At 65.5% G+C, this 14,167-nt stretch carries 14 protein-coding genes; 3 read left to right on the top strand and 11 right to left on the bottom strand.

Annotated elements, in window-relative coordinates:
- The first annotated feature begins 184 nt into the window (after positions 1-184).
- On the top strand, positions 185-1,351 hold the full coding sequence (fabV, locus tag ACLI1C_RS15140) for an enoyl-ACP reductase FabV (protein WP_411398051.1): 1,167 nt from the start codon (positions 185-187) through the stop codon (positions 1,349-1,351).
- 7 nt (positions 1,352-1,358) lie between these two features.
- Here fabV and ACLI1C_RS15145 read toward each other — a convergent pair whose 3' ends face one another.
- The 3 genes from ACLI1C_RS15145 to epmA are packed head-to-tail and all read right to left on the bottom strand — an operon-like array spanning position 1,359 to position 4,202.
- Complete coding sequence (locus tag ACLI1C_RS15145) at positions 1,359-2,141, bottom strand: phosphotransferase family protein (protein ID WP_411398052.1); 783 nt, start codon at positions 2,139-2,141, stop codon at positions 1,359-1,361.
- Complete coding sequence (locus ACLI1C_RS15150) at positions 2,101-3,153, bottom strand: lysine-2,3-aminomutase-like protein (protein ID WP_411398053.1); 1,053 nt, start codon at positions 3,151-3,153, stop codon at positions 2,101-2,103. Before ACLI1C_RS15150 ends, ACLI1C_RS15145 begins: the two co-directional genes overlap by 41 nt.
- Positions 3,150-4,202: an EF-P lysine aminoacylase EpmA gene (gene epmA, locus ACLI1C_RS15155; protein WP_411398055.1), complete on the bottom strand. Its 1,053-nt coding sequence runs from the start codon at positions 4,200-4,202 to the stop codon at positions 3,150-3,152. Before epmA ends, ACLI1C_RS15150 begins: the two co-directional genes overlap by 4 nt.
- Positions 4,203-4,340: 138 nt before the next feature.
- Between epmA and efp the strand changes: the two genes are divergently transcribed.
- Complete coding sequence (efp, locus tag ACLI1C_RS15160) at positions 4,341-4,910, top strand: elongation factor P (RefSeq protein ID WP_411398057.1); 570 nt, start codon at positions 4,341-4,343, stop codon at positions 4,908-4,910.
- Between the two features lie 61 nt (positions 4,911-4,971).
- Here efp and ACLI1C_RS15165 read toward each other — a convergent pair whose 3' ends face one another.
- Both ACLI1C_RS15165 and ACLI1C_RS15170 read right to left on the bottom strand, forming a co-directional pair.
- The gene (locus ACLI1C_RS15165) at positions 4,972-5,193 is read right to left on the bottom strand and encodes a DUF2934 domain-containing protein (protein ID WP_411398059.1); all 222 of its coding nucleotides are present in this window, start codon (positions 5,191-5,193) and stop codon (positions 4,972-4,974) included.
- A 48-nt stretch (positions 5,194-5,241) separates the two neighbouring features.
- Positions 5,242-5,733: a ferritin-like domain-containing protein gene (locus ACLI1C_RS15170; RefSeq protein WP_411398061.1), complete on the bottom strand. Its 492-nt coding sequence runs from the start codon at positions 5,731-5,733 to the stop codon at positions 5,242-5,244.
- A gap of 136 nt (positions 5,734-5,869) precedes the next feature.
- Here ACLI1C_RS15170 and ACLI1C_RS15175 point away from each other — a divergent pair, with 136 nt between their 5' ends.
- Complete coding sequence (locus tag ACLI1C_RS15175) at positions 5,870-6,592, top strand: class I SAM-dependent methyltransferase (protein WP_411398062.1); 723 nt, start codon at positions 5,870-5,872, stop codon at positions 6,590-6,592.
- A gap of 83 nt (positions 6,593-6,675) precedes the next feature.
- Here the strand turns inward: ACLI1C_RS15175 and ACLI1C_RS15180 are convergent, their stop codons facing one another.
- The 6 genes from ACLI1C_RS15180 to ACLI1C_RS15205 form a co-directional block, all read right to left on the bottom strand.
- Positions 6,676-7,323, bottom strand: a complete 648-nt coding sequence (locus ACLI1C_RS15180; protein ID WP_411398064.1) for a ThuA domain-containing protein — start codon at positions 7,321-7,323, stop codon at positions 6,676-6,678.
- Between the two features lie 2 nt (positions 7,324-7,325).
- Positions 7,326-8,960: an acyltransferase gene (locus tag ACLI1C_RS15185; RefSeq protein ID WP_411398066.1), complete on the bottom strand. Its 1,635-nt coding sequence runs from the start codon at positions 8,958-8,960 to the stop codon at positions 7,326-7,328.
- 194 nt (positions 8,961-9,154) lie between these two features.
- The gene (locus ACLI1C_RS15190) at positions 9,155-10,165 is read right to left on the bottom strand and encodes a hydroxyacid dehydrogenase (protein ID WP_411398348.1); all 1,011 of its coding nucleotides are present in this window, start codon (positions 10,163-10,165) and stop codon (positions 9,155-9,157) included.
- The gene (locus ACLI1C_RS15195) at positions 10,162-12,015 is read right to left on the bottom strand and encodes a DUF2264 domain-containing protein (RefSeq protein ID WP_411398068.1); all 1,854 of its coding nucleotides are present in this window, start codon (positions 12,013-12,015) and stop codon (positions 10,162-10,164) included. The genes ACLI1C_RS15190 and ACLI1C_RS15195 overlap by 4 nt, the downstream gene beginning before the upstream one ends.
- A complete protein-coding gene (locus ACLI1C_RS15200) occupies positions 12,016-13,050 on the bottom strand; it encodes an ABC transporter ATP-binding protein (RefSeq protein ID WP_411398070.1) in 1,035 nt (344 codons plus the stop codon).
- Positions 13,047-14,066, bottom strand: a complete 1,020-nt coding sequence (locus tag ACLI1C_RS15205; RefSeq protein WP_411398072.1) for an ABC transporter ATP-binding protein — start codon at positions 14,064-14,066, stop codon at positions 13,047-13,049. The genes ACLI1C_RS15200 and ACLI1C_RS15205 overlap by 4 nt, the downstream gene beginning before the upstream one ends.
- Between the last annotated feature and the right edge of the window lie 101 nt (positions 14,067-14,167).

Genomic DNA, 14,167 nt, shown 5'->3' on the forward strand with positions numbered 1-14,167 from the left:
ATGGGCAGACCCCGCCCCACTTTCCCCTCAGTCAGAGAACCTGCCCCGGGTCCGACCCGGGGCCCCGGCACGACCGGGCGAACCTCCCCCTCACGACAGTTCGCGGTTGGCAATCCTGCCAGCCCCTAGCCCTCCGCCCACAATCCCGCTATTGCCTTGACCAAAATCGAGGAGTCTTTCGCCCATGATCATCGAACCCAAGATTCGCGGCTTCATCTGCACCACCGCCCATCCCACTGGCTGTGCCACCAATGTGCAGCGGCAGGTCGATCATGTGGTGATCAAGGGACCCATCCCGTCCGATCGCAAGCGCGTCCTGGTCCTTGGCTGTTCCACGGGCTATGGCCTTGCCTCGCGCATCGTTACCACCTTTGGCAGCGGCGCCGACACCGTGGGCGTGTCTTTCGAGCGCGAGCCGGGCGAGGCCAAGCCTGCCTCGGCTGGCTGGTACAATAACCGCGCCTTCGAAAACCGCGCCCGCGCGGCCGGCGCAAAGGCCGTGACCATCGAGGGCGACGCTTTCTCCGATGCGGTCAAGGCCGAGACCATCGAGGCCATCAAGGCCAATCTGGGCCAGGTCGATCTCATCGTCTATTCCCTCGCCTCTCCGGTCCGCACCGACCCCAAGGACGGCGTCACCTATCGTTCCGTGATCAAGCCCTATGGCGCTCCGGTCACGTCCAAGACCCTCAATACCGCCACCGGCGAGGTCTCCGAGATTTCCGTCGAACCGGCGACCGAGGAAGAAGCCGCGGCCACCGTCAAGGTGATGGGCGGCGAGGATTGGGAACTCTGGATCGCGGCACTGGCAGAGGCCGGCGTGCTGGCCGATGGCTTCACCACCCTCAACTACACCTATCTGGGCAGTGAGTTGACCTGGCCGATCTACCACAAGGGCACCCTGGGCAAGGCCAAGGCCGATCTCGATCGCGCCGCTGCCGCCATCCGCGCCGCCCATGGCGCCGAGGCCGCCCATGTCGTGGCCCTCAAGGCCGTGGTCACGCAGGCCAGTTCGGCCATTCCCGTCGTGCCGCTTTATGGCACGCTGCTGATCAAGGTCGAGGACGAGCTGGGCCTGGGCGAAGGCCCGATCCAGCAGATCGACCGCCTGTTCCGCGAGAAGCTGACCAACCTCAAGCTCGACGATGAAAAGCGCATCCGCGTCGACGATTGGGAACTGTCCGAAGCGATGCAGGCCGAACTCAAGAAGCGCTGGGCCGCCCTCACGACCGAAACCCTGCCGGCCCTCGCCGACCTGCCCAAATATCGCGAGGAATTCCTCAAGCTCTTCGGCTTTGCGGTGGGCGGCGTCGACTACAGCCAGGACGTCGATCCACGCGTCGTGAACTGATCTCTGCTCAAAGAGCCGAGCGAACCAGGGCGGCCAGCCTTTCGTGTTCGCTCGGCACCTGTTCCACCAGCCGCGCCGCCGCCAATACCGGCAGCCAGGCCAGTATCGCCTCGCGCGGCCGCCCGCTGAGCCGCACATAGGCATCCAGATAGGTCGCGGCGACATCCGGCACGGTGTGTAGCAAGAGCAGGTAGCTCCGGCAGGCATCCGCCTCCGGCGCGCCTTGTGTCGCATCCAGCCAGTCGATGATCATCGGCGCCTCCGCCGTCCCCATCAAATTGAAGGGGTGGAAGTCGCCATGGCAGAGCCGGTCGCCATCCGGCAGGCCTGCCAGAAGCTGCAACGTGGCGCTGGTTTCGTCAGCCGACAATTGCCCCGCCCGGGCGATCGCGCCGCGCAGGCGATCCCGCAACCGAGGCAGGAATTGACCTGGCTCGGCATGCATGCGCAGCTGCAATCGAACTACGTCATCGAGCATGGCCGGCGCTTCGCCGGGATGCTCCAGCATCTCCGCGGCGATCGGCCGGCCCGGCGCACGGCTCATCACCACGCCCCAGCGGCCGTCGGTCTCCAGCACGCCACGCACCCTGGGCACGGGCAGCGGGCCCTGCTCGAGCATGGCCAGCGTCGCTGCCTCCCGAAACACCTGCTCCTTCCCCTGGCCGCGCTGATAGAGCTTGATGACGTCGGCGCCCCATTCGAACACCTCCGCCACCAGTCCGGCGCCCAGCCGCTGCCCCAGCTTCACCTCAGTCGCCTCCACCGGATGGCGGATAGCGATGCTCGCCACCCTGCCAGTCCCGCACGGTAAAGCACCCGTCGCCACCGGCAATCGACGCGGCGCCGATATCTGCCTTGCCATGGCCACCCGGGATATCCAGCACATAGGTCGGCTGCGCCAGCCCGGAGATCCGTCCCCGCAGGGCCGTCACCAGCCTTTGCCCCTCCTCGATGCTCACCCGGAAATGGCCAGTCCCCGGCGCGAGGTCGGGGTGGTGCAGGTAATAGGGTTTGACGCGGTTCTCGACGAAAGTCCTCATCAGGCTCGCCAGCGTCTCGACATCGTCATTGACGCCCTTGAGCAGCACCGACTGGCTGATCAGCACGATGCCCCCATCGGCCAGCCGCGCCAGCGCCGCGCGCGCCGCGCCGGTGAACTCGCGGGGATGGTTGGCATGCACCGCCAGATAGGTCGTCTTGCCGCTGGCCTTGAGCGCCGCGACCATCTCGTCGTCCACCCGCTCCGGCTCCACCACCGGCACCCGTGTGTGAAAGCGCACGATCTTGACGTGATCGATCCCCGCCAGCCGCGTCATGATCTCGCGCAGCCGCCGGGGCGACAGCACCAGCGGATCACCCCCGGTCAGGATCACTTCCCAGATGTCGTGGTGGTCCGCGATATAGCCGATGGCCGCATCCAGTTCCGGCCCGGTCAGCGTCCCCAGCCCGGCCGGACCCACCATTTCCCGCCGGAAGCAGAACCGGCAATAGACCGGGCAGACATGCACCGCCTTGAGCAGCACCCGGTCGGGATAGCGATGCACGACGCCCGTCACCGGCGAATGCGCCAGGTCCCCGATGGGGTCTGCCCGCTCCTCCGGCGCCGTCACCAGCTCATCCACCCGCGGCACGAACTGCCGCGCAATGGGATCATCGGGATCCTCGCGATCGATCAGCTCGGCCACGGCCGGGGTGATCCCGATGGCGTATTTCGCGGCCACGGCCTCAAGCCCGGCAACGTCCGCCACCAGCCCTGCCTCGACCAGCTCGCCCACAGTCTTGATTGGCCGATGCTGGGTCATTCCGCCACCGGCGCCCACAGCACCGCCTCGATCCGGGGCGCCGCCGTTGCCAGCATCACCAGCCGGTCGAATCCCAGCGCCACCCCGCTCGCCTCCGGCATCAGCCTGAGCGCAGCGAGAAAATCCTCATCCAGCGGATAGCGCTCGCCATAGAGCCGTTGTTTCTCGTTCATCTCGGCGGCGAACCTGCGGCGCTGCTCGTCGGCATCGGTCAATTCGCCAAAGCCATTGGCCAGTTCTACCCCGCAGGCATAAAGCTCGAACCGCTCGGCCACGCGCTGGTCATCCTTGGCCCGCCGCGCCAGCGCAGCCTCGGCCGCCGGATAGCGGTCGAGAATCGTGATCCGCCCCATGCCCAGCTGCGGCTCAACCTTCTCCACCAGCACACGGCTGAACAGATAACTCCAGCTGCGATCCTCCGGCACATCGAGGCCCACCGCAATCATCTGCGCGGCCAGCGCTTCGCCATCCGGAACGCCGGCAAAGTCCATGCAATCCAGCAGATTAATGCCAGCATGCTGCAAGAATGCTTGCACGACGCTGACCCTTTCCGGCGCCGCAAACGGGTCGCAGCTGCGGTCGCGAAACACCAGCTTGTCCACCCCCGTCGCCTGCGCGGCGAGCCGCAGAATGGCCACGCAATCCCCGATCACCGCATCATATGGTTCACCCGCCCGATACCATTCCAGCATGGTGAATTCGGGGTGATGCAGCGCGCTGCGCTCGCGGTTGCGCCACACATGGCCCAGGCTCGCAATACGCCGCTCCCCCGCCGCCAGCAGCTTCTTCATGCTGAATTCCGGGGAGGTATGCAGGTACATCTGCTGTCCTTCCCCGTCATTGCCGATCATGGTGGTGCCGAAGGCATGCAGATGCGTCTCATTGCCCGGCGAGCGCTGCAGCCCCGGCGGGTCGACCATCAGGAAGTCGTTATCCGCCAGATATCCCCGCACCCGTGCCTCGATCCGGCCGCGCGCCAAAAGGATCGGCCGCCGGTCCGCATGCACCGACGGCGACCACCACGGCGATGGTTGGGAAAGCTGGCTCATGTGACCTTTACTACGGCCGGGCTGGCGATTTTCGCCGAGATAGGGTAGTTGGCGCACGAAAGTCTATTCCGGCGCCCGGAAGCGGTATCCATAAGGTCTGCCTCTACGACGCGTCTTCTGATTGAACAAGGAAGAATAATGGTCAAGGTCATCGCCTCTTCGCTGCGCAAGGGCAACGTCGTCGAGCAGGACGGCAATCTGCATGTCGTCCTGACGGCGGAAAACGTCCATCCCGGCAAGGGCAATTCCATCACCAACGTCAACATGCGCCGCATTTCCGACGGCGTGAAGGTCGTCGGCCGCTGGCGCACTGTCGAGATGGTCGAAAAGGCCGACGTCGATGATCGCGAATATGACTACCTCTATTCCGACGGCGAAGGTCACCACTTCATGGAGCCGGTGAGCTACGAGCAGATCACCGTCGCCGATGACGTGATCGGCGAGCAGAAGGCCTACCTCACCGACGGCATGAAGGTGCATCTCAAGACCTTCGAGGGCACGGCGCTCTCCATGGAACTGCCGCAGCGCGTCACCGTCGAAATCGTCGAGACCGAGCCGGTGGTCAAGGGCCAGACGGCCTCCTCCTCCTACAAGCCCGCTCTGCTGACCAATGGCCTGCGCGTCATGGTGCCGCCCCATATCGGCGCCGGCACCCGCATCGTTATCCTGACCGACGACAACTCCTACGTCGAACGCGCCAAGGACTGATCGCCGGCCGCCCAGGCTCTCATCGCGCACAACAAAAAAACGGGCCCTTTCGGGCCCGTTCTCATTTTCCCTCGATTTCACCGGCAGCGTCGCGCCAGTGCAGTTCAGCACGGCCCATCGGCGCCCCCTCGGCCAGCCATTTGTCATAGGCCAGCTCGCGCAGGTGCATGTCCTTGGCCCTGAGCCAGTAATCGAATGAACGACCATCCGGCCGCCCATCCTGATCCCAGAGGAAATAGGCCGTCTGCCGAATGCGCTCGGCCAGTTCAGAATTCTTCCGCATTGCCGTTACCGTGGGAAAAGGCGCGGGGCTGGGCCCGCGCCGACCGGATCAGGCCGCCTTCTTGTTCACATTGGCGGTGGCAACCTGGCTGAGCTTCTTGTCGGTCGCCATTTCTTCCTGCAGCGTCGCATCGAGCAACGCCACGGCGTCCTTCATGCCGAGCTGGGCTGCCCAGGTCTTCAGAGTGCCATAACGGGCGATCTCGTAGTGTTCCACCGCCTGGGCTGCGGCGACGAGGCCGGCATCCAGCGCCACGGTGTCCTTGTAGTCTTCAATGATCGACTTGCCTTCCTCGAGAATGCCGAGGATCGCGTCGCAGGTCTTGCCGCGGGCCGCCTTGCCCAGCAGTTCGAAGATCTGCTCGAGACGTTCGACCTGAACTTCGGTCTCGGCAAGGTGCTGCTCGAAACCAGCCTTCAGCTCTGCCGAAGTCGCGGCCTTGGCCATCTTGGGCAGGGCCTTCAGGATCTGGCGTTCAGCATAGTAGATGTCCTTGAGGGTATCGAGGAACAGGTCGTCGAGGGTCTTTTCGCTAGCCATGATTTTGTCTCCGGTTGTTTGGTGACGCTGTCCGAAGAACGGCTCCACTGTCGCATGGTTCCGTGCCGAATGATCCATATGGCCACCGCTGCGTAGCCAGCATAGGCTCCAAGCGAATCCACCGATCGGCCCCGTCATGACCGCCCCGCTCTACCCCGCCGGCTTCTATGAAAACCGCCGCGCCCACACCGCCCATGCGGCGCGGCGCATCCTTGGCGCCCTGCCCTCGGGCCTCTCCCGCCGCGCCGTGGCCGATATCGGCTGTGGCACCGGTACCTGGCTCGCCGCCGCGCTCGAGGCCGGCGCCGACACCGCTTTCGGCATCGAGGGTGATTGGGTCACCCCCGCCATGCTCGACCACAAGGCGATCACTTTTTCTCCGCAGGACCTCGAACAGCGCTTCGCCGGCCCCCGCGTCGATCTCGCCGTGTCGCTCGAGGTCGCCGAACACCTCTCTCCCGACCGCGCCGAGAGCTTCGTCGCCGACCTCGTCGCCTTGGCGCCAGCCATCCTGTTCAGCGCCGCCATTCCCGGCCAGGGCGGCGTCGGGCATCTGAACGAACAATGGCAGAGCTGGTGGGCCGCCCGCTTTGCTGCGCACGGCTATGGCGTCCATGATGTCATCCGTCCGCAAATCTGGACCGACGAGGCCATCCCCGCCTGGTATCGGCAGAATGTCGTGCTCTATCTCGACGCGCAAACCGCCGCCCGCCTTGGCCTCGCCGCCACCGATCCGGCTCTGCTGGATCGCGTCCACCCCGCATTCTGGGATCGCGCCAACCGCGAACTCAGATACGCCAACGCACTGCCGGAATCGGAGGTCCTGCGACGGCAGGCCGAAGCCGCACAGCAACAATAGGCGCTGGCATCACGGCTTCCCACACCCCTTCGCTCGATGGGGGAGGTAGGAGGGGGTGGGACCACACGCGCCAACCGCCAGATTTACCGCGCGGCCCAGACCAGGCCGCGCCGCAGGATTTCCCGCACCGGCCCCCCAGCCAGTTCATCGGCGGTATGCCCCAGCGACGAATAGAACACCCGCCCCTGGTCATGCATCGTGGTGAACACCACCGGCATCACCACATCCTTGCGCCAGGGGTGGAATTCCCCTGAAAACACGGTGGTCGCCAGCACCTCAACTGCGGGATCGTAGTTGAGGTAGTATTGCTCGGAGGTGTGCTCGAAGCTCTCGATCCCTGCCATGATCGGGTGGTCGCTGCGCGTCACATCCACCTTGTAGGTAATGGTATTGCCCGGATGCTGCACCCAGTAGCAGCTCGCCGCATAGCGGAACGGCACCGAGCTGCGAAAGCTGGTCGCAAGTCCCATATGATACCCCGCGAGCCCCGTACCGGCGCGGATCGCCGCAATCAGGTTCGCCATCTTCTCGGGGGCGAGCGTGCCGTCGGTGATCACCGGCACGACCAGGTCATTGCTGCCCACATCCTCGGCGCCCAGCGCGTCATAGTCCGGTGTTACGGTGACGGCGAAGCCCTCCGCCTCCAGCAGCTCGCGCACCACATGTGCGCCCCGCTCGGGCGTATGCAGTTCCATCCCGCCCCAGACGACCAGGGCCTTCTTGCCGGTCATGCTCACAACCCCAGTCCCACCGCCCGTGTCCGATGCACGCCCTTGGGCACGAACGCAAACGTCCCGGCAATCCCCAGCAGCTCCGCTGCCAGATGCACCACCGAAAGCCACATCTCGGTACCCTGCAGACTCGGCGCCTGGCCATCGGCAAAGGCAAACCCCTTGCCGTCCACCCAGCGCTCCCCCGCCCGCGCAATCACCGCGCGGGCGATGGTCTCGGCCTCAGGACGCCGATAGTCGGTCTGCCGCAGGCACAGCATGAGTGGGTGGATCGTGTCGAGCAGGTTGCACGCCGTATAGGTGGGGCCCGAAAACCCGCCATAATTGCGATAGTTGAGCAGCACGGAGTCGATTGCTCGCTCCGCATTGGGCACGGGCAGGCCAAACTGGGCATAGGTTCCGCGCGTCAGCCGATAGAACCCGTTTACCGGTTGCAGCAAACCCTCATCCGCCGTGGTCGAACCCCATAGTCCGCTCGACCGATCCTGCTTCATGGCCAGCCAGCCGAACAGCGTCTCCCGCGTCCGCCCCGTCGCAAAATAGCGCGCATTGAAATAGAGCGCCGTGCCGATGCTGTCGACAGCTGCACCCGCGCCCCAGGCCCGCTCGCGCCATGTGAGGCTTTCCAGCCAGTCACACAGCGCCCCCGCCCCCAGCTCCACGGCCGCAACCGGATATTTCGGCTGCCCGCCCAGCACCTCGATGGCATAGCCAACCGACAGCACATTATAGAGCGCCAACCCGTCATCCCGCATGGCCCGGCCCGGCGCCGGGGGCCGGTACGGATCGGGAAACAATCCAGTCTCCGGATCCTGCAGGTCTCGGAGCTGCCTGAGCGTTTCCGCCGCGTCCAGCCCCTCGGGCAGGGCATCGAAGCCCGCCGCCAGCTCGATGGCATCATTGCGATGCCGCGCACTGCGCCGCACCTGCCCGTCCGCCTCGCGCGACACATAGTCCGCGCCGTCGCGATAGGCCGCCAGCACGTCCGGCAATTGCGCCTGCGCCGCGCCGCCCAGCCGACCCAGTACCGCTGCCGCGTCCCGCGTCGTTGATTGCCCACGATAGCGAACCACCTTGGCGGGCACGCCGCCGACAATGGCCAGCGGCGGCACATCCTTGCTGACCACCGCCCCAGCCGCGATCACTGCGCCCTTGCCCACCGTGACCCCGTCCAGCACCACCGCGTTGGCCCCGATCCACACATCGTCCGCGATGGTGATGCCCAGGCTCTCATGCTTTTGCTGGTGGATCGGGACACTGGGGTCGTCGAAGCCGTGGTTGAACCCCACGATCGATACATGGCTGGCAATCCGCACCCCGTCGCCGCAGCGCACCCTGCCCGAAATCATCGCATAGGGATTGACCGTGGTATGGGCGCCGAACTCCACGTCGCCGCGAACCAGCGCATGCCCGGCAATCCAGCTCGCTTCGCCCAGCACCAGGTGGCTGGTGAAAATCGCCGCCTCCGCCGCCACATAGGCGGTCGGGTGAAAGCTCGCTCCGGCCACGCGCGCCCAATGCGCTTGCCGCGCCCGATGTTCGGGCGCATCGATATCTGCCTGCGTACGATCCCACGTGAGGAACTGCAGTCGCGCTTCGTGATCGGCGTCTGTAGCGGCAACGCTCTCGGTGCCCACCCTCGCCCCTTGAGGGAGAGGGTGGCTTTCCGCGTCCAGCGGAAAACCGGGTGAGGGGTGCTGCGCCGTCCCATGCTTCAGCATTTGGGGAACAGACCCCTCATCCGCCCGGAGCCTGCCCTCGGGCGCGACGCGACCCGGGGGGGCACCTTCTCCCTCAAGGGGAGAAGGGAGATTCGGCGAATGTCCTTTCATCACGCCAACCGCTCCAGCAATGCCGGCTCGATCTCGAATTCCAGCTTCTCCCCGGCGACAAACCGCTCGATTTCTTCGATCGCCATCTGCCCCAGCCTGAGCCGCTCCGCCCCCACGGCCCCGGCGACATGGGGCGTCAGGAACACATTGGGCAGACTGTAGAGCGGCGAACCGCTGGCGGGAATTTCGGGATCGGTCACGTCGATCACCGCGTGGATGCGGCCCGTCATCAGCTCTGCGATCAGGGCCGCCTCGTCGACCAGCGCGCCGCGCGCCGTGTTGATCAGGGCCGCACCATCCTTCATCAGCCGCAATTGCCTTGCCCCGATCATCCCCCGCGTCGACGGTAGCGATGGTGCATGGATCGACACCACGTCCGACCGCGTCATCAGGCTGTCAAGATCGACCAGTTCGGCATTGGCGGTGATCGGATCGCCCTTTTGCACGAAGGGGTCGCTGACCAGCACGGTGAAGTCGAAACCCTCCAGCATCCGCGCCACCTTCCGGCCAATGCGCGAGGCTCCGACCAGGCCGATGGTCCGATGATAATTGCCGATCGGCTCATCCATCAAGGCGTAGCTTGAGCGCCGCGCCGGGTCGGCGCGATAGCGGTCGCGCAGCTCGAACACGCGCTTGTTGGCAAAGATGATCGAGGCCAGCGTGAACTCGGCCACCGGCACCGCATTGGCATCGGCCGCATGGGTCACGCGCACGCCGGCCTCATAGACCGCCGGCGCCACGGTGAACTTCACCGTCCCGGCCGCATGGGCGATAAGCTTGAGGTTCGGCGCCGAGCGGATCACCTCCTCGCTCACCATCGGGCAGCCCCAGCCGGTGACGAGAATGTCGATCTGCCCCAGTATCGCCCGGGCCTCGGGGCTGGAAAGTTCTTCCAGTGGCTCGGCCCGAACGATGTCGCAACCGCGCGCCAGCCGTGCCAGCGCCTCGGCGTCGAACACGTGCCTGGTCTTGTCTGCGGCCATGGCGAAGGCGAGTTTGGGTCGCATCAGAACCGCTCCGGCACCAGAATGGCGCTGACATCAACGCCCTCGCGGGCAAACAGGGCCTCGAGCGCCGCCATGTCGGGGGCGTGGGGCACCTGCCCCAGTGCCGCCTCGGCCTCTGCTCCCGCCGGCAGCGCCATCGCGGCCGTCACCAGCAGCGTCGTCCCAGCCGGAATCTCGCCGCGCAATTGCGGCACGATGGTCTTGGCGACGATGAGGTTAGTATTGGGATAGGCACGGTGCGCCCGCCCCTCGCGCTTGCCGGCAAGGTCGACAATGGCGCTCACATCCGTCCGGCTCTTGGCCACGGCCCGGCCCGCCTCGTCGATATAGGTATCGGCATTGAGGTCGGCGCGGCCAATCGCAAACCCGCCCTCGGTCGCGTGCAGTGCCCGCGACGTGGTGATCCGGTGGACCCGGATATGCCAGAGATTGGCCGGAATCAGCCATGTCTCCACTGTCACATCGCTCCAGGGCTTCCAGCGGGCAAACAGCGTGTTCTCCGCGATCTGCGCGACCTCGTTGGTCTCGCGCACCCGGTAGTGCCGCCCGTCATCGGAAAAGGCCAGCGCCCCGTCGAAGGCGCCCATCGTGTAGGCCCGCTCGTCCACCTCGACCGAAAAGCCATAGCGGCTGGCATAGGCAAACTTGGCGTATTTCTCGGCGCCATGGCGCATCTGCCAGTTCTGCTGGCCGCTCGACAGCGCCACCACATTGCCCGGCGTGTGCATCATCACCATGCCCGGATGCTTGAGGGGTATCGGCTTCTTGCTGGTTACGGCCGGCGTTTCCTCCGCCGTCCAGAATGGATGGTCGTCCGGCAGCGCCAGCGGCAGGAAGGCCTTGAGCGCCCAATAGGGTGATCCGGCCGAGTTGTAGCTCTCGCTCATGAACAGGTTCGGATAGCCGTAGCCAATGCTGAGAATGCCGTCGCGATTGGCCATCGGCTTGTCCGCCCACCAGCGCAGGTGGCGCATGAACTGTCCCTTGATCTCTCCCCAGGGCAGCGCTTCGACATCGGCAAAGGCCAACGCGCCCCAGAAGCCGCCGCAGGCAAAACGATAGGTGAGGCTTCGCCCGAAGGCCAGCGTGCCGCCGTCCTCGTCGAACCAGTGGCGGATATCCTTGGCGAACAGCCTCGCCCGCTCCTTGTAGGCAGCGACCCTTTTCTCGTCGCCCCGCGCCAGCTTGGCGTAGATCAGGCCATAAAAGTGCATGGCGAAGGGGATGTAGTGGTCGATCCGCCGGATATTGCCGTCGCGATACCAGCCATCGCCCAGATAGAAGCCGTCCAGTTCCTCGAGATACCTCTCGGTGAGCGAGCGATCGAATTCGACCCCGCATTCCTCCAGCCCCAGATCGACCAGGATGCGGAAGAACTTCCAGTTGTTGTCGGCATAGTCGAAGCTGCGAGCATGCTTGAGATATGTTGCCAGGTTGCTCTTGGCTTGCTGCGACAATGGCTCCCAGACCAGCTGCGGCACCATCCGCATGGTGAAGCCGATCGCCGCCAGCTCCACCATGCGCTGGTCGGTAGAGTTCACCTGCCCCCAATATTCCGGATGCTCGGGGTCGGTGCCATTGGCGAGGCCCTGCCGGTAGAGCGCCCAGTGGTCGAACGTCCCGCCACCCGCAGCCAGTGGCGTCAGGCCCCAGAGTGGCCGCGCAAAGCCTTCGAGGTCGGCCGCGGCCCGGTCGAAATGCGCCGCCGCCGCGTCGAGCCGCACCCGTGCCCCGCCTTCCGAGAAGAAGGGCAGCAGTGGGTTGAACAGGTCATGCAGCGCCCTTTCCACATCGGCGCGGGTCTTGAGCGGATTGCCCGACAGGGGATTGGCGCTCACCGGATCATAGGTCATCTAGGCAAATTCCTTCGCAGGCGCATCGTCATAGGCGCCCTTCAAATCGAGTTTTTCGGCCAAGTGGCACGCCGCCTGCTGCGCCGTTCCGTTGATCGGTCGCAGTTCGGGCCGGTCGGTCCGGCAGCGGTCCTCGGCATATTTGCAGCGGGTGTGGAATGGGCAGCCCACCGGGCGATTGCCTAGATAGGGGATTTCCCCCCGCACTTCCGTCTTGCGCCCCTTGCGCCGCAGCGGATCGGCGATCGGCAGCGCTTCCAGCAGCAGCTCGGTATAGGGATGGCGCGGCCGCTCAAACAGCATCTCGGTGGGCGCATTCTCCACCACATGCCCGAGATACATCACCACCACCCGGTCGGCGATGTAGTTCACCACGCCCAGATCGTGGCTGATGAAGATATAGGTCAGGCCGAACTCGGCCTTGAGATCCTCGAGCAGGTTGAGCACCTGCGCCTGGATCGACACGTCCAGCGCCGAGACCGCCTCGTCGGCAATCACCAGCTTGGGGTCGAGCACCAGGGCCCGGGCAATGCCGATGCGCTGCCGCTGACCGCCCGAAAAGGCATGCGGATAGCGCCCCACGGCCTCGGCCGGAATGCCGACCTTTTCCAGCGTCGAGATGACCCGCTCTTCCAGTTCCTTGCCCTTGCAGATCTTGTGGATGCGCAGCGGCTCGGCGACAATGTCGAACACCCGCATATTGGGGTTCAGCGAACTCATCGGATCCTGGAAGATCATGCGGATATCCTGCCGCCATGGCTTGATCTGCCGCTTGTTGAGCGAGGTCAGCTCCACCTCGCCACCCGACTTGGGATGGTAGGTCACCGTCCCCTCGCTCACCGGCTGCGCCTGGATGATGCAGCGCCCCAGCGTGGTCTTGCCGCAGCCGCTCTCGCCCACAATGGCCAGCGTCTCGCCGGCCTCCACGCTCAGGTTGATGTCGGTCAGCGCATCGAGCCGCCGCTCCGGCCCGAACCAGCCGCCGCTCAGCGAATAGTGCTTGGAAAGGTTTTTGACCGTCAGCAGCGTGCTCATGCCGGCTCTCCCACGGCCACGCGCGTCAGCAGGTGGCATCGCGCATGGTGCCCATTGCCGACATCGGTCCGCTCCGGCCGCACTGTCGCGCAGGGCTCGAAGGCATGGGGGCAACGGCTGGTAAAGGCACAGCCGACCGGCCGGTCCTTGGGCGCCGGCACCGTGCCCTTGATGGGCGACAGCCGCACCCGGTCCGCCTTGCGCGCCATCTTGGGAATGGAGCTCATCAGCGCCTGCGTATAGGGATGCTTGGGCGCCCGGAACACGTCATAGACGCTGCCCTGCTCCACCACATCGCCCAGATACATTACCGCCACCTCGTCGGCGATTTCCGCCACCACGCCCAGGTCATGGGTGATGAACAGCATTGCCATGCCGAAATCGGCCTGCAATTGCCGCAAGAGGTCGAGGATCTGCGCCTGCGTCGTCACATCCAGCGCCGTGGTCGGCTCGTCGGCAATCAGCAATTGCGGCGTGCAGGCCAGCGCCATGGCGATCATCGCGCGCTGCCGCAAGCCGCCGGATAGCTGGAACGGATAAGCGTCCGCCCGCTCCCGCGCGCCGGGAATGCCCACCTGGTCGAGCAGGGCCACGGTGCGCTCGCGCGCCGCCTTGGGGCTCAGCCCCTCATGGGTGGTCATCATCTCGTCGATCTGGTCGCCGATCGTATGCACGGGCGACAGCGAGCTCATCGGCTCCTGGAAGATCATCGCGATCTGGTTGCCGCGGATGCGCCGCAGCGCCAGGCTGTCATGCTTGAGCTGGGCGATATCGGTCGGCGCCTCCCCCGGCGCCTCGAACAGGATGCGCCCCCTGGGGATATTCGCATTGCGGTCCAGCAGCCGCAGGATGGCGCGCGCGGTCACCGACTTGCCACAGCCGCTCTCGCCTACCAGCGCCAGCGTCTTGCCCGGCGTCATGGTGAGATCGACCTGCCGCACCGCCTCGATATCGGCCTCGTCGGGCGACGAGAACACGATGGACATGTCGGAAATGGTAAGAATGGGTTGGGTCATTTCACGGCTACCTTCGCCTGCAAGAAGGGACCCCTCATCCGCCCGGAGCCTGCCCTCGGGCGCGACGCGACCCGGGGGGGCACCTTCTCCCTCAAGGGGAG

This window comes from Devosia sp. XGJD_8 (assembly GCF_046614475.1).
GTDB lineage: Bacteria > Pseudomonadota > Alphaproteobacteria > Rhizobiales > Devosiaceae > Devosia.